General features: G+C 39.6%; 23 protein-coding genes. 2 read left to right on the forward strand and 21 right to left on the reverse strand.

Annotated elements, in window-relative coordinates; genetic code table 11:
* Positions 1–6: 6 nt before the first annotated feature.
* The 18 genes from R4Z09_RS21210 to R4Z09_RS21295 form a co-directional block, all read right to left on the reverse strand.
* Positions 7–303, reverse strand: coding sequence for an MmoB/DmpM family protein (locus R4Z09_RS21210; protein ID WP_338448713.1), 297 nt, complete (start codon positions 301–303; stop codon positions 7–9).
* A 16-nt stretch (positions 304–319) separates the two neighbouring features.
* Positions 320–1,441: a toluene hydroxylase gene (locus R4Z09_RS21215; protein ID WP_338448714.1), complete on the reverse strand. Its 1,122-nt coding sequence runs from the start codon at positions 1,439–1,441 to the stop codon at positions 320–322.
* 312 nt (positions 1,442–1,753) lie between these two features.
* Complete coding sequence (locus R4Z09_RS21220) at positions 1,754–3,607, reverse strand: XylR N-terminal domain-containing protein (RefSeq protein ID WP_338448715.1); 1,854 nt, start codon at positions 3,605–3,607, stop codon at positions 1,754–1,756.
* 151 nt (positions 3,608–3,758) lie between these two features.
* On the reverse strand, positions 3,759–4,091 hold the full coding sequence (locus tag R4Z09_RS21225; RefSeq protein ID WP_338448716.1) for a 2Fe-2S iron-sulfur cluster-binding protein: 333 nt from the start codon (positions 4,089–4,091) through the stop codon (positions 3,759–3,761).
* Between the two features lie 45 nt (positions 4,092–4,136).
* The gene (locus tag R4Z09_RS21230) at positions 4,137–5,051 is read right to left on the reverse strand and encodes a catechol 2,3-dioxygenase (RefSeq protein ID WP_338448717.1); all 915 of its coding nucleotides are present in this window, start codon (positions 5,049–5,051) and stop codon (positions 4,137–4,139) included.
* Positions 5,052–5,069: 18 nt separating this feature from the next.
* Positions 5,070–6,095, reverse strand: a complete 1,026-nt coding sequence (locus R4Z09_RS21235) for an NADH:ubiquinone reductase (Na(+)-transporting) subunit F (protein WP_338448718.1) — start codon at positions 6,093–6,095, stop codon at positions 5,070–5,072.
* Positions 6,096–6,188: 93 nt separating this feature from the next.
* Positions 6,189–6,467: a hypothetical protein gene (locus tag R4Z09_RS21240; RefSeq protein WP_338448719.1), complete on the reverse strand. Its 279-nt coding sequence runs from the start codon at positions 6,465–6,467 to the stop codon at positions 6,189–6,191.
* A gap of 14 nt (positions 6,468–6,481) precedes the next feature.
* Positions 6,482–7,975 (reverse strand): YHS domain-containing protein, encoded by a 1,494-nt coding sequence (locus R4Z09_RS21245; RefSeq protein ID WP_338453327.1) that lies wholly within the window; start codon positions 7,973–7,975, stop codon positions 6,482–6,484.
* A 24-nt stretch (positions 7,976–7,999) separates the two neighbouring features.
* The gene (locus R4Z09_RS21250; protein ID WP_338448720.1) at positions 8,000–8,296 is read right to left on the reverse strand and encodes an MmoB/DmpM family protein; all 297 of its coding nucleotides are present in this window, start codon (positions 8,294–8,296) and stop codon (positions 8,000–8,002) included.
* A gap of 18 nt (positions 8,297–8,314) precedes the next feature.
* A complete protein-coding gene (locus R4Z09_RS21255; RefSeq protein ID WP_338448721.1) occupies positions 8,315–9,436 on the reverse strand; it encodes a toluene hydroxylase in 1,122 nt (373 codons plus the stop codon).
* Between the two features lie 272 nt (positions 9,437–9,708).
* Positions 9,709–10,392 (reverse strand): class II aldolase/adducin family protein, encoded by a 684-nt coding sequence (locus tag R4Z09_RS21260; RefSeq protein WP_338448722.1) that lies wholly within the window; start codon positions 10,390–10,392, stop codon positions 9,709–9,711.
* 32 nt (positions 10,393–10,424) lie between these two features.
* Positions 10,425–11,399: a DMT family transporter gene (locus tag R4Z09_RS21265; protein ID WP_338448723.1), complete on the reverse strand. Its 975-nt coding sequence runs from the start codon at positions 11,397–11,399 to the stop codon at positions 10,425–10,427.
* Between the two features lie 6 nt (positions 11,400–11,405).
* Positions 11,406–11,642, reverse strand: a complete 237-nt coding sequence (locus R4Z09_RS21270; protein WP_338448724.1) for a hypothetical protein — start codon at positions 11,640–11,642, stop codon at positions 11,406–11,408.
* A 93-nt stretch (positions 11,643–11,735) separates the two neighbouring features.
* Positions 11,736–13,028 carry a Rieske 2Fe-2S domain-containing protein gene (locus R4Z09_RS21275; protein ID WP_338448725.1) on the reverse strand — a complete coding sequence of 431 codons (1,293 nt, stop codon included), beginning with the start codon at positions 13,026–13,028 and terminating at the stop codon, positions 11,736–11,738.
* A 252-nt stretch (positions 13,029–13,280) separates the two neighbouring features.
* Positions 13,281–14,087: an ABC transporter permease gene (locus R4Z09_RS21280; RefSeq protein ID WP_338448726.1), complete on the reverse strand. Its 807-nt coding sequence runs from the start codon at positions 14,085–14,087 to the stop codon at positions 13,281–13,283.
* Positions 14,087–14,902 carry an ABC transporter ATP-binding protein gene (locus R4Z09_RS21285; protein ID WP_338448727.1) on the reverse strand — a complete coding sequence of 272 codons (816 nt, stop codon included), beginning with the start codon at positions 14,900–14,902 and terminating at the stop codon, positions 14,087–14,089. Before R4Z09_RS21285 ends, R4Z09_RS21280 begins: the two co-directional genes overlap by 1 nt.
* A 44-nt stretch (positions 14,903–14,946) precedes the next feature.
* Positions 14,947–15,969 carry an ABC transporter substrate-binding protein gene (locus tag R4Z09_RS21290; protein ID WP_338448728.1) on the reverse strand — a complete coding sequence of 341 codons (1,023 nt, stop codon included), beginning with the start codon at positions 15,967–15,969 and terminating at the stop codon, positions 14,947–14,949.
* 414 nt (positions 15,970–16,383) lie between these two features.
* Positions 16,384–17,136, reverse strand: a complete 753-nt coding sequence (locus tag R4Z09_RS21295; protein ID WP_338448729.1) for an IclR family transcriptional regulator — start codon at positions 17,134–17,136, stop codon at positions 16,384–16,386.
* 210 nt (positions 17,137–17,346) lie between these two features.
* Here R4Z09_RS21295 and R4Z09_RS21300 point away from each other — a divergent pair, with 210 nt between their 5' ends.
* Positions 17,347–18,339: an ABC transporter substrate-binding protein gene (locus tag R4Z09_RS21300; protein ID WP_338448730.1), complete on the forward strand. Its 993-nt coding sequence runs from the start codon at positions 17,347–17,349 to the stop codon at positions 18,337–18,339.
* Positions 18,340–18,354: 15 nt separating this feature from the next.
* Positions 18,355–19,440, forward strand: coding sequence for a zinc-binding dehydrogenase (locus R4Z09_RS21305; RefSeq protein ID WP_338448731.1), 1,086 nt, complete (start codon positions 18,355–18,357; stop codon positions 19,438–19,440).
* Positions 19,441–19,956: 516 nt separating this feature from the next.
* Here R4Z09_RS21305 and R4Z09_RS21310 read toward each other — a convergent pair.
* From R4Z09_RS21310 to R4Z09_RS21320, 3 genes are all read right to left on the reverse strand, one after another.
* Positions 19,957–20,649, reverse strand: coding sequence for a phosphatase PAP2 family protein (locus R4Z09_RS21310; RefSeq protein WP_338448732.1), 693 nt, complete (start codon positions 20,647–20,649; stop codon positions 19,957–19,959).
* Between the two features lie 180 nt (positions 20,650–20,829).
* Positions 20,830–22,533: an acyl-CoA dehydrogenase family protein gene (locus R4Z09_RS21315; RefSeq protein ID WP_338448733.1), complete on the reverse strand. Its 1,704-nt coding sequence runs from the start codon at positions 22,531–22,533 to the stop codon at positions 20,830–20,832.
* A gap of 2 nt (positions 22,534–22,535) precedes the next feature.
* Positions 22,536–22,961: a thioesterase family protein gene (locus R4Z09_RS21320; protein ID WP_338448734.1), complete on the reverse strand. Its 426-nt coding sequence runs from the start codon at positions 22,959–22,961 to the stop codon at positions 22,536–22,538.
* Position 22,962: the final 1 nt, after the last annotated feature.

The raw sequence follows: 22,962 nt of genomic DNA on the forward strand, positions 1-22,962 counted from the left end.
TCCTCCTTATTGTGCATCTTCCCACTCAATTGTCAGCTGCTCTTCATCCCAATCAGTAATAAATCCGAAACAGGATGACATGACTATGTGAACTTGATCCATATCAAAGTCTGCCCCGAGGTGCTCCTCAACCGTTTCTCTTTTCAAAACCATTTTTCCGGGTGCTTTTACTTTTTTATAAACGGCAAAATCTTCTACGATAACGCCTTCATTATCTTCTTCAATAGCTGCAATGATCGCGGTTACAACGCTGCCTCCGCTAGTATCTAAATCCATGCCTACATATGCTTTCTTTACAGTCATTTTTATCTTCCCTTTCTTAGCTAAGTGCTATTTCGTATTGTTTAAATGGAAGTTTGTATTTTTTGTAAATTGGAATAATGGCTTCTTCTTCAATCTTTTTCAATGTTGCCGGAAGATCGATATCAATTCCGTGTTTTTCGAATAACGGAGCTAAGGCAAGTACAGCTTCAAATGCCTTCGGATACCATTTATCCACCCAGTCTTGAATGATTTCTTCATTCGAAAGCGTTTCCTCAGGCGTCTCTCTTGGGTCACTTAACGTTCTACCCCAGCGATAATCACCTTCCCAGTCCTCATAGCCAAGGGCTTTTAAATAATCCCAGCGGCTTTCTGCTTTATCTTGTGCTAACATCTTGAAAAGGGAGAATGCCCAATCACGGTGCCAATCTAACTGTTTAGCAATCACAAGGTTCATAATCGATAAATGTGTGTCCCCATGTTTAATCGCTTCCTTATTAAATTCACGGTACATTAGGTTTCCTAGTAAAAGATCTAATGTTAAGTTTTCAGCGACTAGCACCTCAGCCCAGTCATCGGTTACAAGAACTTCTTCTACGTAACGGCGCAATGGCTGGAAAGCAGGCTCATTAAGCAGTACTTGTTTTCCATGAGTTAGAAAATCACCATGATGCTCCTGCATATTCATGGCCCACTGTGAAATCCACTGAGCTCTTCCAGTTTTGTCATATGCCTGATAAGTTGCGCACTGTTCAATCGCTGAACCTAATGCATAACGGATGACATGCTGCATTTGAACATTCTCACCATATTCAAGGTGACGAAGCGGTGTATATAAATTTCTTACTGCATCTGCCCACTCTGGTGAAAGATTTTCAATGACACCAAGTTCATTCGCATAGTTAAAGCCATTTTCAACTTCCTCAGCCATTTTCTTACGATTATTTACATAGGTTGTATACCAAAACTTTTTTGGATCACGGTAAGCTTCCCAATCCGAAGATTTTAAACGTGTATAACGTGGATCATAAATATCATAATCACGCTCATCAAAAATATGGCGATAGTGCATATGGACATATGGCTGTTGTCTGACTGTCACATCTTCATATTCATTCTTTGTTTTATAATCCCAGGCTTGGTCTCGGATTGTTTTTTTGAAATCAGGTTTAGTTGTCATTTCTCTTCCCCCTTTTGTATCTCAGAAAATTACGTTTAAATTTCATGGAAAATTTCATCAGAAGCAGTTTTATACCTTTTTTCTTTCGCTTTTTTGTAAGCGTATTCTAATTTTAGAATGATTTGAATATTTATTATAGAGTTGATGTAACTCAATTTTTTTTGAATTTTGGTATGGTTCATACCAATTTTCATCATATTTACTTTGAATATATTGAAAACAAAGGGCCTGTCCAAAAAATCAATTTTACTGACTTTTTGGACAGGCCCTTATATTTTTAGGTACTATCTGCTTATAGGATTTACTCATGGTTTAATTAGATGGTAGCTTAAGTTCTCCTAAAACGATTAGGCATTGAAGTGCTACATAGATTTCATTTTTGTTATAGCCTTTGTTAAGATCGACCTGCAGGAGTTCATTGATTTTTCCTAATCGATAGCGAAGGCCATTTACAGAAAAATTCATAGCACAGGCTGTTTGATGAATACTGGCCCCGTTTTCTAAGTAATAATAGAGTGTGATAAGCAGCTCCGTACTTTTACTTTTATCCTCTTCTACTAAATTACCTAATACACGATAAGCATAGTTTTCAAGTGTTTGAGGATTCTTTGTCTGAAGCAGCATCCCTACAACCCCTAATGTTTCAAAAAAAACAAGGTTTTGACGAGAACTTGTAACCTTTAATGAAGCCATACTTTCATCATATAATTGTGGGGCATCCTCAATGGACAAATGGCTTGAGCTCACGCCCATTTTAAATGACAATTCCGGGTACTTTTTAGAACAAAAGGACAGCAGATGACTGCAAAAGCTCTCTTTCTCTAAATAATTGGATAATACAGAGTTAGAACATAGGATGATCACATTCCCTGATTTTTTCCCAAGCAAGCATTTTATCTGATTACGTTGAAAAAACATATAGAGATCATTCATGAATTCATCGTTAAATTCAATTTCTTCCTTTATGGATATTTCCTCACAACGCCTATGAATCACTACCATAAAATAAGGCGGCTTCAATTCAAATCCAATATAATGAGCATAATTTACAATTTCAGACACCGTTACCCGTTTATTCAGAATATCCTCCAGAAAACTTCCTCTAATACGCTGTTCTGTATTAAAACGAGTAAGCTCATTCAAAAGGTGTAAAGAACAAGCCAAGGCTGCCTGACCTAACACCATTTTATCCACTTCTGACACATTATTTTCTTTTGTTAAAAAGGAACAATATCCATAAATTTTTTTGCGAAAAAAGATAGGTGTGATGACTCTCTTATGACCGGGTGAGAGCTCCAATAACATGGTTTCAAAGATTTCTTGCTTACTTTCACTTTTTTTGCGTTTAGGCCTAGCTAACCATTCCTTCAATTCACATGAGTATTTCTCTGCCTCTTGCAGCGAAATACCCGCAGCAGCGCTCACTTCACAATTAAGGGACTCAATTACCACAGGTGTTTTCATAGTATCATACAACACATCGGCAATCGGCTGGACACCTGTTTCAAAAATGACCTCTTTAAATAGGTTCTGGTGCACCTCATACGTTTTACTCAAGTTGTCCCTTTCAACCCTAAGTTTTTCATAGGTTTCCTCCAGCTCGGCACTAATTCGGTCCGCTTCATAGAAATGGCGCTCTTTCTCAACCTCAGGATCCCCATCCCATTCATCCACCGTCTTGCAAATCCAATGACATTTGTCATCCCCCTTTGCAATGCAGCTGGTCTCTATTACAATCACTTGTTTTTCTATTAACTCAGATAGATAGCCGCTTGCGTAGCCTACTAAAGTATGACAGACAGATTCGTCACTGTATCCAAATAGCTTAATATGCTCTAGGGCTTCTTGGGAATCGATCCAATCTCCTTCAAAATGTAAGCTTCCTTTTTCAAAATCAACTTCCAAAATATGCGGCTCTACTACCACATGACCATTTTCGGTATGCATTTTAGGTCCTGCCCAAAAAAGGTCCTTTTTGTCCTCCCAATCCAGCTCTAACATTTTCTTGCAATCGGTTACACCGCAATACCAGCCATAACGACGAAGAAAGCCTTTGGAGCGGTTAATTCCTAATGTATCAATCAATTCCCTGCGAAGTGCCCCAAATGCTGAACTTGGAATCTTGATCATATGTTGGTTATCAACAAGTATTTGTCCATATTTCAATGAATTCACCGCCAATGAATATTTTATCTAGAACACTAGCAAATTTAGGACAGTTAACGACACCTACAAATATTATTTTATCAAAAAAGTCAAAAAATAACGAATAAATCCCAGCTCTAAAAGAAGCTGGGATCCATTCGCTACTATTCTACTAGTTTCTTCCACTAATTGTTTCTGTACTTTCCTGCTGTGCTTTCTCGTAATCCTCAACGGCAATGATTTCAAGATCACTTTTTGCTGTCATACAGCAGGCAAGCGCAAAACCGTTTGCTAATTCCTCATCAGATAACGCGTCATGGGAACGAATGATTTCCTGTTCATAATCACCATCAAGCACCTTCACCTTGCACATTCCGCAGCCGCCTCTGATACAGCCTGTTGGAATCGGTATAAACTGATCACGTGCTGCTCTTAACGGTGTGACATCTGATGCACAGGAATACTCAAATTGCTGCCCTCTTGCTTTAAGCGTGATTTTATTCATGCTAATCCCTCCTTTTTTTATAGTTAATGCTCTAAAAAGTTCAAATTAAGTTAACGCTTTCATAAAGGACTCAGACAATTCTCTGCGGTGGTAGAAAATACCTTGTCCAATTTTATCTTCCGTCCAAGTAATCGTCGGCATATCCGGATAAGTAATGTATCCACCCGCAAATGCTTCATTTCGGTTTCCTGATGGATCAAAGAAGTAAATCGTTTCACCACGTGTAATCCCGTGACGAGTCGGAGTCACATCAAACGGAACTTCATACATGGATAAGATATCTGCTGCTTTAAACACATCATGAAGGGAATCAACATGGAATCCAGCATGGTGCAGCTTTGCATCAGGGCCTTTTACAAACGCTAAATCATGGGCTTTATTCGTTGTATATAGGAAGCTTCCTAATAGCACCTCGCCATCAACAGTCGTAATTTTTTCACTTTGTTTAAAGTTAAGTGCATCAATAAAGAATCTTGTAACGGTAGTTAAATCATCACCGGTTAATAAGCAGTGGTCAAAACGATGCGGCGCAATTCCCACTTTTCCAAGCGGCCATGGATGTGGATTTAACGTTCCTACTGCTGTCCCTAAGAAATCAATTTCATGGTACAGCTCGCAATGATGGCCTGTCGGTAAAATAAAGTGAACTGCTTCCCCTTCACCCAATCTAGTACCCTTAGAAATTCTTGTAGTTGTACAGCCGAATTCTTCGACCTTTCTTTCGAAGTACGCTAGGTCATCTAGCGTTTCTACTTTAAAAGCGAAGTGCGCTATCCCAGCACTTTTCGATTTTGTTAGTATCACACTGTGATGATCATATTCATCCCACGCCTTTAAGTAAACACTGTCACCCATTCGGCCTGTTTCTTCTAAACCGATTACTTTTGTATAGTATTCTACTGATTTTTCTAAGTCTAAAACCTTTAATTCGATTCGACCAATACGCATTACTTTCGCCATTTTAATTCCTCCCCATTATTAAAATTCATCATAAGAAATATCTGTACCTTTAACGCCGCCTTTTGACAAGGCATCACATGCTGTTTCAATCATTATAGGCGGGCCGCAGAGATAAGCATCCATATTTGCCATATTTTCAAGGGTGCCTGAAATAACATCTGCAATGAAGCCGGTTGCACCATCCCATTCATCATCAGCATCCGGCTGCGATAACGCAGGAATAAAATGGAAATTTGGATATTTTTCTGCTAATGCCATCCACTCCTCAGCCAGGTACAAGTCCTTTTTCGAGCGGGCACCATAAAAGAACCATGCTTCTTTTTCAAAAGTGTCAGAGAATACTTCTTCAACTAACGATTTAATTGGAGCCATTCCTGAACCGCCGGCAACGAAGATCAAGTCTTTATTGCGGTCACGGAGCTGCATGCTGCCATATGGTCCTGAGCCTGTAACGGTATCTCCTGCCTTCAGGTCGCACATATAAATGGAGCCTTGACCGTTCGGAACTCTCTTAATGTGAAATTCAACCAAACTGCCGTCCTGATATTTATTTGCTACCGAATAAGCACGTGTATGATCTAGACCAGGTATCTCAAATTCAAAAAATTGTCCTGAACCATATGGAACTTCAGCAGGTTCCTGTAATTTCAGCTTGATCATGTGAATGTCATGCGTATATTGTTTATTTTCCACGACCTCTGCTTCAAAATCATGAACCGAAAAGAATGGCAGGTCTGATTCTTCTTCCTCTACTTCAATGACAAGATCACTTTCAACGAGCGTGCTGCACATTAACGTAAAGCCTTCTTCTCTTTCAAAGCTCATTAAGGAGTAGTCCGAAACGCGGTCCATAATCTCATAATCGCCTTCAAGAACTTGGCACTTACAGGCTGAACAGCTGCCATGTCGGCATCCGTATGCAACCTGAATTCCGTTGCGAATCGCAGCATCCAGTATCGTTTGGCCTTCCTTAACAGTAATGACCTTCCCACTCGGCTCTAATGTAATTTCATAAGTTTCTACTGCTGTTGTTGTTTTGCTCATGTTTCTTTCTCACCTCTCATTTATTCTATGTAATTCCATCTATTTAGTAGAGAATAAGCGGATGCTTATCCTCTACTTCTAATAAGTTTTCTATCAAGCAATGACTTGGAGGCAGTCTCCATTTCGCATACCAGCTTCTCGAACGGTCTTATCTAAGGAAATTTCAATATCCCCGGCAGCCCGTTTTAAGACGAAGCGATAGCTTTTTTCTTTATCTGCTTTATATGTGTCTAATATTTCTTTCAGTAATTCATTTGTAGTCATATTATAGCGGGCGCGCATCCCTAGATAACTGGTTCCTAATTTCGTTTCTATTTCCGGTCTGAGTACGAACCAGACAAGTAGATGGTTTTCATCCTTCAAATAGTCCATTCTATCCCCTCCTACTAGAAAAATTTCTTATCGAGTCCTAAATGTCTGCGATACTCAAGCCAACGAGCATGCTCATTTGAGGAATAGTGTTCACCGGCTTCATCCGGAGATAGTCCAATATATTTGAATAATCCCGCTACCGGATCTTCACCAAACTCGCCGTTCAAATAGGCTTCTACCGGCCACCAAATTTGCATATATTTAAATGGTTCCTGTTCAAAAATATGCTTACAGCCAGGAGAACAAGTAATATACGTTTTATTGTTATACTCACTGTACTGTGTCCATAGCTTCGTCGGATTATCTGGGTCTGGAAACTCTGCTGGAACTTGACACACCTGACAAATGGCCGGAACGCCAGGGCTGGCATTGGCAAAGACATTATGGTCGTTGCGTCGGAAAAATGGTGCATAATACTCGTCGAATAAAGGGTATTCGTTTGATAACCATTCATAGTCATCCGGCTGAAGCTGGAAACCTCTAAACATATTGGCATGCTTGAACTGATCCAGAATTCGCATCGTTACGTGAGAATAATGCTCTTTTTCTTTAATGCTGTCTTCCGCATGCTTCGGCAGACGGATACCGTATTTACGTAAATCCTTGAATAGACCATTAAATACTTGCTCTTCAACGTACATTTCAAATGCTTTCTTCCATGAAATAGGACGAATACGAGGATAATAGTCTACAAGTGTAGAGACAACTGAGAACATACGGTATGCTCTCCAATACCACTTATCGAGCCAGCCTTGAATGATCGGAATATTGCGGTCATCTTCCTCTAACAGCATTTTTAACGCTGACATTCCCAGCGCCATATGGCGGGATTCATCTGATTGAACTGTTTTTCCAACAGCAGCAAAGTTTTCATCCCCGACTGCACCGGCAGAAGAAGCAAACGGCAGGAAGAGAATATTTGTAAATACATATTCAAACGAGAAGGAAATCGCCATTAACGCTTCAAATGGACCTGCTGTCATCGCATCATCGAAGAAGGACTTAGGCACCGTATTAAACCATAGGTTTTGTGATGTATTCGCAAATGCATGCAATCCGTCGATTTCTTTACTCATATGAGCGTAATGCTTGATTTCAATTTGCGCATGACGCAGTTCGTCGATTGCCTGATTGAAGGTAGCAAAGCGGATGGCTTCAATTGGTATGTTACGGCCGACATAAGCCATCAAGCGGTGAGCAGAATATTCTGCCGGCTGAACGGCATTCGCAAATACTTTTACCCCTTCATACCAACGGGAATCTACGACTTTCGCATGTCCGTCGTTTGCTTCAAAGGCATTTCGCACCGCGTGGTAAATTCCGTCTTTTTCAGACTGGATTTTCACATATTGGTTATAAGCCATGCGGAATGGATCTTCCCATCTGCTTGGATCCTTGAGAATGATCCCTTCTTTTTCAATTAAAGGATAAACCCGTTTCATATCAAAATCCTTTGGCTCCCACATTAAATCCCTTGTCATTGCATGATACTTTTCTTTTATTCCCATTTTAGCCACGTAACTGATCCCTCCTTATTCTGCATCTTCCCATTCAATCGTCAGCTGTTCTTCGTCCCAATCCGTAATAAATCCGAAAGCAGAGGACATCACAAGGTGCACTTGATCCATATCAAAATCCGCTCCAAGATGTTCTTCAACCGTTTCTCTTTTTAAAACCATCTTCCCAGGCGCTTTTACTTTTTTATAAACATGAAAATCTTCAACGATTACACCTTCATTATCTTCTTCAATCGCTGCAATGATCGCAGTTACAACACTGCCGCCGCTTGTATCTAAATCCATCCCTACATATGCTTGTTTTACAGTCATGATTTCCCGTCCTCTCTATTAGCTAAGTGCTATTTCGTATTGTTTAAATGGCAGTTTATATTTTTTATAGATTGGAATAATCGCTTCTTCTTCAATCTTCTTCAATGTAGCCGGAAGGTTGATTTCGATTCCATGTTTTTCAAATAAAGGAGCTAAAGCAAGGACTGCTTCAAAGGCTTTCGGGTACCATTTATCGACCCATTCCTGAATTATTTCTACATTTGATAAGGTCTCTTCAGGAGTCTCTCTCGGGTCACTTAGCACTTTACCCCAGCGGTAATCGCCTTCCCATTCCTCATAGCCTAAGGCCTTCAAATAATCCCAACGGCTTTCAGCTTCATCTAGTGCTAAAAGCTTGAACAGGGAGAATGCCCAATCACGGTGCCAATCTAATTGTTTAGCAATGACAAGGTTCATAACTGCTAAATGCGTATCCCCCTGTTTCATCGCTTCCTTATTAAACTCACGGTACATAAGATTTCCTAGTAAAAGATCTAACGTTAAGTTCTCTGCCACCAGTACTTCTGCCCAGTCGTCCGTAACAAGGATTTCTTCCACATAGCGGCGCAGCGGCTGGAAGGCCGGCTCATTCAAGAGCACTTCTTTACCATGGGATAGAAAATCACCGTGATGCTCCTGCATATTCATCGCCCATTGTGAAATCCATTGCGCTCTTCCTGTTTTGTCGTAGGCTTGGTAGGTTGCACACTGCTCGATCGCTGATCCTAAGGCATATCGAATTACATATTGCATTTGCACGTTTTCGCCATATTCGAGGTGGCGCAGCGGTGTATAAAGATCTCTTACTGCATCTGCCCATTGCGGTGAAAGGTTTTCGATTATACCGAGTTCGTTCGCCTGGCTGAATGCGTTTTCAATTTCCTCCGCCATTTTCTTACGATTATTTACATAAGTTGTATACCAGAATTTCTTCGGATCACGGAAGGCTTCCCAATCGGAAGATTTCAGACGTGTGTATCGCGGATCATAAATATCATAATCTCGTTCATCGAAAATATGACGGTAGTGCATATGTACATACGGCTGCTGTCTCACGGTCACATCTTCATATTCATTTTTCGTTTTGTAATCCCAAGCAGTATCCCTGATTGTTTTTTTGAAAGCAGGTTTTTCGGTCATTCCGTCTCCCCCTTTTATTCATAATGAAGAATAAATTTTTTCGATAGATTTAGTTCAGTTTTAAGTTTTTGTTTTTATCACCATGTAAGCGTATACTTAGTTTAGAATAATCTGAATATTAAGTATACAGATAAAATCTCTCAATTTTTTATTTGTTTTGGTACAAATCATACCAATTTAAAAATATTGTTACTGTCTAAATAGTTTTAAAGGGTGTCAGTACCACAAAAAGACAAATGGGGACCATTTGTCTTTTTGTGGTGCCTGATACTTTATTTAAGTTTACTACGGTGGTAATCCCAAACCTTCTGAATATTTCTCGACTGCCAGATGAATGTTGCCATGCTTACAATCTCTTCTTCCTCTAAAGAATGAGCATAGCCCAATTGACTTGCCATATATTGACGCTGAGCGTTTTCTTCTAAAAACACACTTCGGACAAAGGTTTCGATAATCGATTGGCCGGTGATGACTGCACCATGAGCTTTTAATAATGCTATTTGATGATCAGCTAGTTTTTCAGCAAGTTCATCGGCAATTTCAACATTACTAATCGAATGAGATTTAGAGAAAACCGGAATGGTTCCCAGCACTGCCCCTTGGATTATTACAGGACGCAATGGAACTTTTGCTATTGTAAACAGCGTGGACCATCGCGGATGGGTGTGGGCGATTGCCTGTACATCCTTTCTGCGCTTAAATATTTGGGTATGAAGTGGATATTCATTTGGCGGCCGGCCTTTTCCATCGACAATATTCCCCGACAGATCTATCGCAATAATATTTTCAACCGTTAAGGAACATCTGCTTGCTTCTGCCGAATTGATCAAAATATATTCGGTTTCAGGTATTCGTACACTGAAATGGCCGTTAAAGTCGATGTGTTCAATATTTTCTAACATTCGGATTCCATCTACCAACTGCTGTTTTAACTCTTCACAATTAGTATTCTTCAAAAAACAGACCTCCCTTCATGATCATTTTCCATCTATCCAACAACAATCATTCCCGCACCAACCATTGCGATAACAGCAGCCAAATAAACGGTTTTTGTTATTCCTTCATGGGTTTTAAAGATAAAAGCTGACAATATAAGGGTAAAAATAACGTCCGTTGACGTAATAATGGCTACTCTCGATACGTTACTGTATGTTAATGCTGAAAAATAGAGAATTTGCCCTAATGAAGTGGCTACTCCTGCAGCAATTAACCATGGATGCGATTGTGTAAATGTGGACACGATTGAATGTTGGAATGTTTTTTTAAACAAGGAAATCATGATAAATATCAGGATCCCAACTAGTGCTCCTATCATCGTTCCGAAAAACGGATCCGGTATTTCCTTCAGCCCTTCTTTTCTAACCACATAACCAACTGAATACGCTAAGGCCGATACGACACCATACATATATCCTAAACTAGCAACTAATTTAAATCGTTTGAACCAATTTCTTTTACTCACATTTTCTGTTTCAGACTTTACAATTTTTGATTCATTCGCAGCAGCAGTCTCATTTTTTAATCTTCTATTAGAAATAATCGTTTCATACATTAAAAACGATGAACTGGCAAAAATCAGCAGCATCCCAAAGAAGACCATAAAATTCATTGATTCGTGTAGAAATAATACACCAATCAGGACAGTAAAAAGTGAATTCAAACGTTTTAAAGTAGAAGCCCGAACGGAACCTAAATGCTGGATAGATGTAAATAATAAGGTTCTTCCGATATAAGCTGTTAAGACTCCAGCTAATATAAACCATCCGATCCCATTTGCAGTGTACTGGGACCAATCTTGAAACAGTCCTTTTATCAGCATAATTATCCCGGCTAAGGAAAAAGTGATCAGAACCGACAGAAAGGCACCATTATTTTTGGAATTTGAGCCTACCCCTTTTTTCACCATGACATTTGCACAGCCAAAAGAAAAGGCAGCTATCAAAGCTAATATTTCCCCTATCATTTCGTACTACCAAACTTGAATAATATCTGCTGATTCTACTGCATCCCAAAGGTTTTTTACCTGAAACCCGTCTCCGTCTGCGTCTGACCATAAATCATCAACAGGCCTTAGCCCGATAACGACCGAGATATCATGATCCCTTAGTAACTTGGCATATTCCCGTCCTTCCCTGCTATAGCCTAGAATCGCGATCGATTTCCCATATAAATAATCTGGTATTACAAATTGCTTTACTAATGGCATTAGCTTCACCCCTCATCGATCAAATTGAGCGATAGTAAAATTCACTCTTTATCTATCGCTCTTTTTCCTATGAATTTACATGTCTGATCACTATCAATTCGTCTTAACAAGCTGATATTTTGCTGTCATATTATCCTTCAAACCTTCTCTCCAATCAAATCCCTTTGGAAGGAAGGCATCACAGGCCCGGACATCTCTGTATGTTTCAGGCTGATTCCCTTTTGGAGACTTACCATTTTCTACATCTCTAGTCGCTTCTAACAATAGCTGTCTTGCTGCAATAATGGCTAAATCTGCTGTGCCAAGACGTTCTTTTGTACGGTCAGCAAACGGTTTTTCCATGGTTTCCTGCAAAGCATAATCTTGAGTATTAATTCCCGCTATTCCCGTAAATGTTTTCGTCCGCTGCACTTCTCGATCAATTAAATAATCATTGGATGGATTCCGTTTTAAACGGTATCCAGGAAGTACATCATTAGGACCTCTCCCAAATAAGATTTCCTGCTGTAAAGAGAATTCAGGATCTAATGGTATGGAAGGATCTGATGTATATTTAAAATTCCACACCCACACATTTTCGTCATCAATTGGGACCCAGAAATGACCTCGAATGGTTGGATATTCCTCTTGACTGCCATCATGCCATTTCAACATCTGACCGCGCATTTGCTGGGACGGCATGATAAATTGGTAAGCACGAACATAATTGCCGTCCTCTTTTAAATCGCGGATTCCTGCATAACGAAACCCATAATCTGTTTTATCTACTTCAAGCTTTGGATTTTTTGAGCGGTTACGCAAAGAATTTTTATCCTGGATATTGTTGTTATGTGCAAACGATGAATGAGATGTATCAATTCCGCCTTCAAGAGCCTGCAGCCAGTTACAGCTTTCATAAGTTTTGGAAACTTGGAAATGAGTTTCCGGAGCTCTCAGCCATTCATAATCAGGATACCTTGGCTGTTCTTCCGTTGGACCCATGTAGGTCCAAACAATTCCGTTTTTCTCCCAGGTTGGATAGGAGGTGAGCTTCACTTTATGCTTAAAATTACTTTCTGCCGGCTCATTCGGCATATCAACGCACTCGCCGTCCCGATTGAATTTCCAGCCATGATATGTGCAGCGGATTCCGCATTCCTCATTTCTTCCCCAGAATAAATGGGCCCGGCGATGTGGACAATAGGCGTCTAAAATCGCCACCTTCCCTTCTGAATCACGGAATGCAACGAGGTCTTCACCCAACAATCTCAATCTTATTTGCGGACTATCTGGTTCAGGTACTTCTTCTGAAAGAATCGCAGGGATCCAGTAGCGTCTGAACACTTCTCCCATCGGCGTTCCTTTACCAGTCCAACATAATTTTTCATTATCCTCTTTCTTTAACATAATTAACCCACTTCCCTTTTAATTATTTTGAATTTATTGACTATTTATATTGAAATTATACGGTGATCAAAAGACTGATTACAGGGAGGGTTCTTGCATATGGAACATAATAAATAAATTTTCATTCTTTTTATAAAATATTTTATACTATTCACTGTGGACAACAAAAAAAATAAAGTGTCAGGCACCACATATGGACAAATGATAGCATCTTGTCTTATTGTGGTGCCTGACACTATTGAGTTAAATTGTTTATAAATTCCTCCAAGGCGCTATTTTCTTTTCGAATATCTTCAACAACTCTGTCAGTAATACAGACAGTACCATTAAAACAGCAACATAAGCTAAATATTGGGCTGTTTGAAACAGCTCTGATGCATGTCTAATGGCATAACCAATACCAATATTACCAGCTAGCATTTCGGCAACAACTACAGCAATCAGCGCTCTTCCGATAGCTAAGCGGATCCCTGTAATAATAAATGGAATAGCTGATGGCAAAATTACCTCTTTAAACATCTGCCCTCTACTTGCCCCATAAGAGCGGGCAGCTTTAATTAAGGAAGGGTCGGTCATTTTCACACCTGACATTGTGTTAATCAAAATTGGGAATATGGATAAGGCAAATACCATCATCACCTTCGAGAGGGTATCTAACCCGAACCATAATACAAATAATGGGGTCAAAGCGATCATTGGTGTTGTATAGAGTGCAGTTACAAAGGGATCAAATGCTAATTCAAGGTTTTTCCAATAACCCATTGCTAACCCGATCGGAATCCCGATCAGCGCCATTGCAAATCCAATTCCAACTTCCATGCCGCTGACAGCAAGATGTGTAAACACCTCTGCCGAGATAAAAAAGGCAATGGCTTCGGTAAAAATTTTACTTGGCCAGCTGAACATAAATGGATCAATAAGTTGTAAACGCCCGCAAATTTCCCAAATGATTAAGATAATTAGAAGTGTCACGGATGGATAGAAAACACTTTTCGGTATCTTCCATGAAGACTTTTTCACAGCTGTTGGAATATTCTTTGAAATCTCTAATTCTTGCATTATGCTTCCCCCTTATTATACTGTCTTCTTACTTCTCCTTTTAGATGATCCCATATCACCTGTTTATATTCCTGATATTTTGGCAAAGTCTTAGTTTCTAGAGTTCTTGGATAAGAGATATCTATTTTCATTTCATCGACTATTTGTCCAGGCCGAACGGACATTAAAATGATTCTGCTGGAGAGAAAGACTGCTTCATCAATGGAGTGCGTAATGAAAATCACCGTTTTCTTTTCATGCAGCATGATTTTCAAAACTTCTTCCTGCATGATTTCCCGCGTTTGTTCATCTATAGCAGAAAATGGCTCATCCATCAGTAACACTTTCGGCTCAACAGCAAAGCCACGAGCGATACCAACCCTTTGTTTCATTCCACCTGAGAGCTGATGAGGGTACTTTTGTTCAAACCCTTCAAGTCCGACCATTTTGATATAATGCATGACTTTATCGCGAATGTCCCGGTCTTTCTTGCCCGCCATCCGTAAACCAAATGCTACATTTTGATAGACTGTCTGCCAAGGCATTAAAGCAAAATCCTGAAATACCATGGCTCTATTTTCATCAGGACCGTGTACTTCCGAACCATTAATCGAAATCTTACCAGAAGAAGGTTTAATTAACCCGTCCAACGTATGAAGAAGTGTACTTTTTCCGCATCCGCTTGGTCCTATGATTGAAATGAATTCTCCTTCATGTATTTCTCCGGATACATTTTTTAATGCATGGACCTCATTCGGTTGACCTTGATTATAAATAACATTTAAATTATCAAATTTTAGAATAGGTGTTTTCGTTTTTACTAGTGTTTTCGTCATCAACTTCACCTCTTAGAAATAAATTAACATAATTACGTTCTAACTTATTCTGCAATATAAGAATCATCATATAATTTCTCGACTGTTACATCACCAGTTAACATTCCGGCTTCTTTTGTTGTATCAATCGCCCATTCTAATCCTTCCACATTGATTTTTCCTTTATCTGCTAAAGCAGGTAGAACAAAATCAAAGGATTTTTGAGCGTCTTCCTGATTCATTTCTAATTTTTCCATAATGATTTGAATCATTTCGTCTTTATTTTCTGGCTTCTTCGCATACTCGGTTGCTTCAGCGATCGCAGCCATAAAGCCTTTTGCTGCTTCCGGATTGTTCTTTAAAAACTCACCGTTAGCGATTAATATGTTATGGTTATAAGTTTTCAGATCATCTCTCATAAGTCCTAACTGATGCATCCCTGCAGCTTCCGCTTTTAAGTCAGTTGGCTGGCTGAGAATGGTCAACTTTGACTGACCTGTTATTAATGACTGAAGACGTGTTGAATTTTCCCCTGCTTCCACAATACGGACATCCTTGTCAGGCTCTAATCCATTGTTCTTTAACCACCAGCGAAGCTGAATGTCGGTTCCGTTTCCTGTACGGTTTGTTGCAACAACTTGACCTTTTAAATCCTCAGGCTTCTTGATATCAGATGTTGCGTAAATACTATACATAGACTGATCATCAAATGTTCCAATCATTTTGATATTTGCACCAGATGCGATGCCGTTAATTACTGATTCTGGCAGACTGGAAATAATCTGAAACTCATTCGTTTGAAGTCCTCTAAGTGCAATAACCCCGCCTTGTACTTTTGTGAAAGAAACCTTTAGATTGTGTTTTTCAAATAACTTATGCTTTTCAGCAACGAATGCTGGCAGGTAGCTGGCATTATAAGAAGGAAATGCCATACTAATGCTGGTCTCGCTACTTTTACTATTACCTTCCGCTACTTTCGTGTTTGATTGCGTTTTTTCTGTGTTTCCACAGGCGCTAAGGATCAATGCTAGAATTAATAATGGTAAAATGAATAGTTTCTTTGAAAATCCATTTACTGCTTTTTTCATTATTTAGCCCCCTTGTTCTTATGTTAGAATTAGAAAATGAATATCATATCAGTAACTATCAATCGTCTTATGCAATCTTCCTCCTTCCTTATTATCAGGAAATGCTTACATTATGTTCATACTTCAGATGATGATCCTGTCCTATTCTAAATTTTCTAAATTTTACAATTATCATATTCTCATAAAACAAAGAGCTCGTTTTCTCGATGTTCTTGTATGTGGAACATATATTTAAAAAAAGTTTTTACTATCGTTATCTTGTAAATTTATACAATAAAATGGTATTTTTCGGACCATATTCATTCTCTTATAAATATATAAATGAAAACCTATAACTCTCTATTAAAAAAGAAAGAATGATTAGTTTCTACTAATCATTTCTCAAGGATTTATATTTAATTCTTTCTATAATTTTTAGTCAAAATAGTCCATACCCATTTGTTCTGTAATCAATCGGCTGCATTGTCTGAGTTCCCGGACGTATTGCTCAATCTGATTTAAAGAAAAAGACGATCTAGGACCGGTTATACTGACAGCACCTACTACTTTCCCTAGATCATTTTTTACAGGCACAGCAACTGAAGAAACACCATTCCGCCATTCTTCCATTGTTAGAGCATACCCTTTCTGTCTAATCCCATTAAGTTGTTCTTTCAATTCCTTTCCGGAAACAATCGTTTTATTTGTATAAAGACGTAAACCGAGTTCAATAACTCGTTCCACTTCATTGTTATTTTGGTAGGCTAACAGCATTTTCCCAACGGCTGTACAATGTGTTGGAATTCGGTCGCCGATTTTCGAAATGGTTGCATTATCCCCATTGGGACTACGGTTCACAAGGTAAACTACTCCTCCATTATCATATACACCAAGCCGCACAACACGGTTAATGGAATTGGACAGCCTCTCAAGAATAGGAACAGATATTCGGCGAAGTTCCATCGAATGATACACTGTGAAACCAAGTTCAAAAGCAGCAATGCCTAATTGATATTTTTGGGTTTCTTGGTTTTTTTCTACTAAATTGGATTCCTTTAATGTCTGCATAAGCCGGAAAACGGTACTTTTTGCCAACCCTAGCCGCACACTCAAATCACTTATTCCTAACTCCGTCTCAGTCTTCGAAAAAGTCTGCAAAATTTTGATTGCATTATGTACGGAAGACAACAATTTTCGCTCCTCACTCTCTGTTTTTAAAGTATTATTATTCTATTATTCTATTATTCTATTATTCCAAATTTAACAAATAATCATTATTTTTTCAATATTTTTACTGCCTAGTGTGCCGTATGAAAGAACAGGCTGTTTCCAACATCAGCATCGATAAGACATTATGAATATATAACTTTTATTAAATGATTGAGAGGAAGTGGCTTTATGTCTAAACTAACACTAAGCTTTGCCTGCTGGGATTACGATCGGATCCAAGCTTTAACTAATGGTTCCGTTCAAGTAGATGGAATAGATTTAAATTGGCTAAATATGCCCGTTGAGGAAACATTTTGGAGAATGATGCGCCACCAGGAATTTGATGTAGCCGAATTATCCCTATCTTCTTATTTAGTTGCTAAGGATCGCGGGTTTCCAAATTTTACTGCGATTCCCGTTTTTATGTCCCGATTCTTCCGCCATTCAGGCATTTATATCAATACGAATTCTGGTATAACAAAACCAGAAGATCTAAAAGGAAAAAGGGTGGGGATTCCAGAATATCAGTTAACTGCATGCCTATGGATTCGAGGTATTCTCCAGCATGATTTTGGTGTTCATCCATCCGACATGAATTGGTATATTGGCGGACAGGAAACAGCAGGCCGCGTAGAAAAGATCAAACTAGATCTTCCTTGGAATATAAACATCAGGCAAATCGACGATAACCAAACATTAAATGAAATGCTTGAATCTGGTGAAATCGATGCCTTTATTGCACCGCGTGCACCGTCTTGTTTTCTTGAAGGCTCTCCAAATGTCCAACGGCTGTTCCCTGATTTCCCGGTTGTTGAAAAGGAATATTTCAGGCGTACTGGAATTTTTCCTATTATGCATGTTGTCGCTATCAAGGATGAAATTTTAGAAAAACACCCTTGGGTAGCCCAAAACTTATATAAGGCTTTTGAGGAGGCAAAACAAAAGGTATATGAAGGTTTCAAGCAAACAGCTGCTTTAAAAGTGACCCTTCCTTGGTTTGCATCTGAATGGGAAAATACGAGAGAATTAATGGGAGAGGATTTCTGGCCATATGGATTAGAGAAAAACCGCAAAACCCTAGAAGCTGCTGTCACTTATTCCTATGAACAAGGGATAATCAAGAACCAATTAAAAGTAGAAGATTTGTTTGCTAAATCTACTTTAGAAAAATACACATTATAAAAAGGAGGCAGATTTATGGGGAAAAAGATTCTGGCAGCAGTCGCTGTTGCTGAAAAGGAAACTGCTCTACATGAATTTGAGCTTCCTGATATTTCACCAGAAGAAGGCATTCTCCGCGTTGAAATTACGGGAATCTGCGGAACCGATGTCTCATATTACCGCCACTTTCAGGAGCCAAAAATATTAGGACACCACGTTGTAGGCTATATTGAAAAAATCGGGGATCTCGCCGCTAATAAATGGGGATTAAAAGAAGGTGATCGAGTCGCGATGGAGGAATACATTCCGTGTGGCCAGTGTAAAGCTTGCCGGACCGGCTCCTATCGTTCCTGTACATTTACTGATCCTCGATCAGGTGGAATTCGTTATGGAACTGTACCTATCACATTGCAACCTTCTTTATGGGGAGGATTCAGCCAATATATGTATCTCCATCCCAATTCCGTTCTTCATAAGATAGCGGACCATGTGCCTGCTGTGGAAGCAGCGCTCACATTGCCATTGGCCAATGGGTTTGAATGGATGAGCATAGAAGGAAAAGTAAGAACCGGCCAGGTAGTCGCCATATACGGGCCTGGACAGCAGGGATTAGCCTGCGGGCTGGCAGCTAAAGCTGCCGGAGCAACGGTCATTATGATTGGACGCAGCTCCAGCCTGCGCCGCTTAACATTAGCACGTGAATTAGGTATGGATTACATCATCAATACAAGTACAGACGATTTGTATTCCAGGATGGAACAAATAACGGAAGGTAAGATGGCTGACCTCGTCTTAGATGTAACATCAGGGGGAACAACACCTGTAACGGATTCTATTTCTATCGCCAAAAAAGGCGGTACGGTTCTTCTCGGAGCATATAAATATCAAACCATACCAGAATTAGATATTGATACAGTGATAAAAAAACAGCTGACTCTTAAAGGTGTTAGAGGGCATAGCTATGAATCAGTTCAAATGGCAACAGAACTGATTTCCAGCGGAAGATTCCCGCTCAGCAAACTGAATTCCCATAATTATAGGTTAGATCAGGTTGACTTAGCATTAAGAACCGCCGGCGGCGAAGGAGAGCCTTCCCCTTTGCTGGTTACCGTTACACCATAGTCTTGAACTACTCCACCTTAATTTTCTAACGAAAATTTGAAGATGGAGATTCCTGCGAGCAGGGGCATCCCTCAGTTATTTAGCAGGCTAGCCCCGTCGCACCGACGGTTAGCAGTACAAGTGGCGTGAGCCTCCTACAAGTGTTGCAAACTTGTACGTTGAACTCGCCACGCACCCTACTTTAGCTTGGTTTTCGCAACTTCGGTGTGCGTGGAGGCGAATGGTGCTTGGATATTTTACAGTGCGAAGCCTTTCTCGCACTAACCCTATATATCCAGTTTTCAAAGAACAACTCACAGGAATTTTATACCATGCAAACAAGTGTTTTGGCTATCGCCAACCGACATTCATCTCCCACTTATTTTTGGGCTACGCCCTGCACAAAATTGAAGTGGGAGGCTTCTGTCGGAAAAAGATATAAAGTGACAGGCACACAATTGTTCGTTTCTTGCATTTTGTCTTTTTGTAGTACCTGTCACCCTTCGTTTAAATTTTTGCACTGTTACTTCAGTTGTTTCATGTCTTCAAGTAGTCTACTGCATTTTTTCCAATTTGTCTTCCTAACTGCAGACCGGCTTCTATGTCTGCTTTAAAATGGACTCCGGCGTATAATCGTGATTGAGCACATTCTTCCATGGTTCTTTTTATGTTAGCTAATTCTCCTGGAAAGAAATGACTTAGGACTGCTTCGGAGCAGCCTGCCATCGCTGCATGACCTGAAGGATATGATGGAGAACGGGGTGTGTAAACGACAGAAAAGGATTCGTCGTTGGTATATTGGATAGGACGAGCAGTATCCCAATGATATTTAAAATACATGGACATCACAAAGGCATCATTGACGGCTGCATAAAAATGGCCTAACACCAAAGAAAGCTTTGTTGTTCCCATATTGTGTTTGGCAGCTAAACGGAAAAGAATCGGAGTGATTTTTTCAATAAGGATCCCGTTTCCCCAATACTCAGCTATTTCTTTTTGCCAGGGAGTTAAGGTGGCTGCTGTTTGTTGGACCATTTCCAGCTCGGACTCCCAATTAATCTGGTTAGGATCCTGAAGGCTCCAAATGACCCTTCTTTGAAAGCGATCGAAAAACTGATTGTTTCCTGACCGATAAATAAAAAACATCTTCCAAAATTCAGGCAAAGGATTGCCTTTTGGTGGAGTTGATTGTCCAGGGTAAGGATGCTCTGACCACTTTTTATACGGCATCAAGATCAACCCCTTGTTAAATTAAGTCTTTACTTTTTATGTTAAGGCGTTGGAGAGTGTGATAAGGATACCTGTAAGAATTCCTTTCTTTGTAAAAGATGATAGCTGTGTTTATTTATTTAAAAAAGCAAGGGGACGGTTCTCCTGCTTCCATGGAAGCAGGAGAACCGTCCCCTTGTATCAAATGATATATTTCTCAGCCTTTACGGTTTCTAAAGCAATCTTTCGTTTCAATTCAATGATATCTACTGGGCTGCTCATAATAAGCCGTTTGGAAATCTGTGAAAATCCTTTATCTTCTACCAAATGATTTAATAGATTAAGAGCTCTAAGCCCCAGCTGCTGAGAAGACTCATGTACATATATCTTCGTACAGTCAATCTTTTGTTGACTTTTTTCTTCTCCCTTTGCTTGAATGGCTTTCTCTGTTCTTGAAATCGCACTTTCCATGGCATAAATATGGATGGCTATGTCGGCCATAAAGGCTGCCGTTTCTTGTTCTTCCTCTAAATTGTCTAAGCCTTGCTTTTTAAGCGTTAAAATAAGTGAATGAAAAAGATTCTTTAACAGGAGAAGAATTTGCTTTTCATGCTGAAGAATACCACCCTCAACATTCTCATTTTCCATTGGCTGCCAATCTTTTTTCAATAATGACGAAGCGATGACGATTCGATTAATCTCATTGGTTCCTTCAAAAATCCGGCTAATTCTGGCATCACGATAGAGTGTTTCAATTTCATATTCTGACATATAGCCATAACCGCCATGAATTTGAACCCCTTCATCTACGACAAAATCTAGGATTTCAGTTGACATCACCTTATTAATGGAGCATTCCACTGCATAGCGGGCAATCGTCTTTCCAATGTCATCACCATTCTGCTTCATTTCAGCAAAACCATCCTGCATCCTACCCGCTGTTCGATAAACAGCACTTTCATTTACATATGTTTTAATCACCATATCGGCAATCTTATTTTTGATTAAATTAAAATTAGATAAAGACTGCCCAAATTGCTTTCGCTCATTTGCATATTTAACTGAAAGCTCAATCACCCGTTTCCCCGTTCCTAAAGAGGTGGCAGCAATTTTATGGCGGCCGATGTTCAGGACATTAAATGCAATCACATGCCCTTTCCCGATTTCTCCAATCACGTTCTCCACAGGAACTTTGACATTATCTAATATAACCGACCTCGTGGAAGATCCATCTAACCCCATTTTCTTTTCTTCGGAACTTGTCGAAACACCTTCATAATCTTTTTCAACAATAAATGCCGTAAACTGTGTTCCATTCACTTTGGCATATACAATAAAAAGGTCAGCAAAACCGGCATTCGAAATCCATTGTTTTTCCCCGTTAACCAGATAATACGAACCACATTCCGATAAAACAGCTGTTGTCTTCGCACTGAGGGCATCGGTTCCAGCAGATGGCTCTGTTAAGGCATAGGCGGCAATTTTCTCACCAGTTAAGATATCCGGCAGGTATTTCTGCTTCTGTTGTTCTGTTCCAAAATAAGCAATCGGTAACGCTCCAATTCCCGTTTGACCGCCAAATGTAATGGAAAAGGACCGGCCCAGTGCCATTCTCTCAGCAATAATAGTGGCCGCTACCTTTCCAAGCTCAAGTCCGCCATCCGTTTCAGGAATATCGGCACTGATTAAGCCAAGCTCCCCTGCCTGCTTTATTAAGTCAACAGTGTGTGAAAACTCTTTATTTTCAATCTCTTCTAAACGAGGTAAGACCTCATTCGAAACAAATTTACTTGTCATATCTGAGATCATGAGCTGTTCTTCCGTAAAATCCTCCGGTGTAAAGACATCATTTGGAGAAATTGCCGCTGATAAAAAATGCTGTTGATTTACTATTTCTTTTAACATCGCTATCCCTCCACAATTAGTTCCGAAGACATAAGTTTGTTACGAACTTCTTCCGGAATCACCTCCGCTTTTGGTTTTCCTTTAAACGATGTCCAAGCACGAACATCATAGCCTTCTGCAACCAATTGTCCATCTTTATAAAATTGATGGTTCACTCTTATAACCTTGTTTCCTACTTCTTCAACTGTGCTATGTAAAACGACTTTGTCTTCATAATAAAGCGGGCTCTTAAAATTACAATGAGTCTCTAATAATGGAAGCCCAATTTTATCCTCAGCTATAAGTTTGGAAACGGGAAAGCCGATGGCAGCAAAAATCTCATGTGTCGATTCATTCATCCATTTATAAAAGTTCGGGAAAAATACAATCCCAGCCGCATCCGTATCTCCCCATTGTACTTTAAATTTAAATTCATATTGAAAAGCCATA

This window comes from Niallia oryzisoli (assembly GCF_036670025.1).
GTDB classification, from domain to species: domain Bacteria; phylum Bacillota; class Bacilli; order Bacillales; family Cytobacillaceae; genus Bacillus_BD; species Bacillus_BD oryzisoli.